The sequence below is a fragment of the Paracidovorax konjaci genome (genome assembly GCF_900112675.1).
GTDB lineage: Bacteria > Pseudomonadota > Gammaproteobacteria > Burkholderiales > Burkholderiaceae_C > Paracidovorax > Paracidovorax konjaci.
The window spans coordinates 1-2,712 of record NZ_FOMQ01000034.1 but is presented as its reverse complement, the minus strand read 5'-3'; the positions used below and the strand labels follow the sequence as shown (position 1 = coordinate 2,712).

2 tRNA genes and 2 rRNA genes are annotated in these 2,712 nt (G+C 51.4%); all 4 read left to right on the top strand.

Features of this window, described 5'->3' with window-relative positions:
- Positions 1 to 327: 327 nt before the first annotated feature.
- Positions 328 to 1,856 (top strand): 16S ribosomal RNA (locus BM144_RS22455).
- Between the two features lie 70 nt (positions 1,857 to 1,926).
- Positions 1,927 to 2,003: transfer RNA gene (locus tag BM144_RS22450), tRNA-Ile, on the top strand.
- A 32-nt stretch (positions 2,004 to 2,035) separates the two neighbouring features.
- Positions 2,036 to 2,111, top strand: a tRNA-Ala gene (locus BM144_RS22445).
- A 335-nt stretch (positions 2,112 to 2,446) separates the two neighbouring features.
- Positions 2,447 to 2,712, top strand: a 23S ribosomal RNA gene (locus tag BM144_RS22440); the annotation flags it as partial.

Genomic DNA, 2,712 nt, shown 5'->3' with positions numbered 1-2,712 from the left:
GTGTATGATTCAAGGCTTCGCTGGTTGAGGCGGTTGCGACGAAAGTTGCGATGGTTGAGAAAAGCGAATAACCACAAAGTTTGACAGGTTTTTAAAAAGCCTGCTAGAATTCAAGGCTCTGCTGATCGCTGCGGAGTAAGAAGAAAAGAGAAATCTGATCTTCGGGATCTTTAAAAATATACAGCCGATAAGCGTGGGCGTTTGATGGCGAGTGCCAAGTTCTTCGGAACTAGTGCTTTGCACTACAAACGCTCATGAGAATAGAAGTGAAGTTCACTTCAATTCCGTTTTTATGAGTTAAGTCGAAAGACTTTAAATTTCAAGATCGAACTGTAGAGTTTGATCCTGGCTCAGATTGAACGCTGGCGGCATGCCTTACACATGCAAGTCGAACGGTAACAGGTCTTCGGATGCTGACGAGTGGCGAACGGGTGAGTAATACATCGGAACGTGCCCGATCGTGGGGGATAACGAGGCGAAAGCTTTGCTAATACCGCATAAGATCTATGGATGAAAGCAGGGGACCGCAAGGCCTTGCGCGAACGGAGCGGCCGATGGCAGATTAGGTAGTTGGTGGGGTAAAGGCTTACCAAGCCTACGATCTGTAGCTGGTCTGAGAGGACGACCAGCCACACTGGGACTGAGACACGGCCCAGACTCCTACGGGAGGCAGCAGTGGGGAATTTTGGACAATGGGCGCAAGCCTGATCCAGCCATGCCGCGTGCAGGATGAAGGCCTTCGGGTTGTAAACTGCTTTTGTACGGAACGAAAAGCCTTGGGATAATACCCTGAGGTCATGACGGTACCGTAAGAATAAGCACCGGCTAACTACGTGCCAGCAGCCGCGGTAATACGTAGGGTGCAAGCGTTAATCGGAATTACTGGGCGTAAAGCGTGCGCAGGCGGTGATGTAAGACAGATGTGAAATCCCCGGGCTCAACCTGGGAACTGCATTTGTGACTGCATCGCTGGAGTGCGGCAGAGGGGGATGGAATTCCGCGTGTAGCAGTGAAATGCGTAGATATGCGGAGGAACACCGATGGCGAAGGCAATCCCCTGGGCCTGCACTGACGCTCATGCACGAAAGCGTGGGGAGCAAACAGGATTAGATACCCTGGTAGTCCACGCCCTAAACGATGTCAACTGGTTGTTGGGTCTTCACTGGCTCAGTAACGAAGCTAACGCGTGAAGTTGACCGCCTGGGGAGTACGGCCGCAAGGTTGAAACTCAAAGGAATTGACGGGGACCCGCACAAGCGGTGGATGATGTGGTTTAATTCGATGCAACGCGAAAAACCTTACCCACCTTTGACATGTACGGAAGTTGCCAGAGATGGCTTCGTGCTCGAAAGAGAGCCGTAACACAGGTGCTGCATGGCTGTCGTCAGCTCGTGTCGTGAGATGTTGGGTTAAGTCCCGCAACGAGCGCAACCCTTGCCATTAGTTGCTACGAAAGGGCACTCTAATGGGACTGCCGGTGACAAACCGGAGGAAGGTGGGGATGACGTCAAGTCCTCATGGCCCTTATAGGTGGGGCTACACACGTCATACAATGGCTGGTACAGAGGGTTGCCAACCCGCGAGGGGGAGCTAATCCCATAAAGCCAGTCGTAGTCCGGATCGCAGTCTGCAACTCGACTGCGTGAAGTCGGAATCGCTAGTAATCGCGGATCAGAATGTCGCGGTGAATACGTTCCCGGGTCTTGTACACACCGCCCGTCACACCATGGGAGCGGGTTCTGCCAGAAGTAGGTAGCCTAACCGTAAGGAGGGCGCTTACCACGGCAGGGTTCGTGACTGGGGTGAAGTCGTAACAAGGTAGCCGTATCGGAAGGTGCGGCTGGATCACCTCCTTTCTGGAAAACAGCATTCAATATTGAACGCCCACACTTATCGGTTGTTGGAAGAAGTCGGTGCAACCGACATGGGTCTGTAGCTCAGCTGGTTAGAGCACCGTCTTGATAAGGCGGGGGTCGTTGGTTCGAGCCCAACTAGACCCACCAAATACTTCCAAACATCAGATACGGGGAATGAAGGGGGATTAGCTCAGCTGGGAGAGCACCTGCTTTGCAAGCAGGGGGTCGTCGGTTCGATCCCGTCATCCTCCACCAAACAATTGAAGATAGAAATCAACACCAAAGAGGCTTTGTAAAAGGCTTCTTTGTTGTTGACCGGTATTGACCGGATCAATCGGCTGTTCTTTAAAAATTCATAGAGTCGAATCAGCGTTGTCGGCGGAAAGCAGGAAACTGCACCGTGCCGCCGACAACTAATTTGATTGCGTCAAAACGAATTAAGGCTTTGCTTTATTTCAAGTAATGACGAATTGTTCTCGAGGTAGCGATACCGAAGAAACATTCACATTACGGCATAACGCGCGAGGTGAAAGACCTCGCAAGTCCTTGAAGTAAACGGAGATATTTCGCAAGAGATGTCAAAGTTATAGGGTCAAGTGACTAAGAGCATGTGGTGGATGCCTTGGCGATGATAGGCGAAGAAAGACGTGATAGCCTGCGATAAGCTTCGGGGAGCTGGCAAACAAGCTTTGATCCGGAGATTTCTGAATGGGGAAACCCACCCTTAGGGGTATCGCATACTGAATACATAGGTATGCGAGGCGAACCGGGTGAACTGAAACATCTCAGTAGCTCGAGGAAAAGACATCAACCGAGATTCCGAAAGTAGTGGCGAGCGAAATCGGAGAAGCCTTCT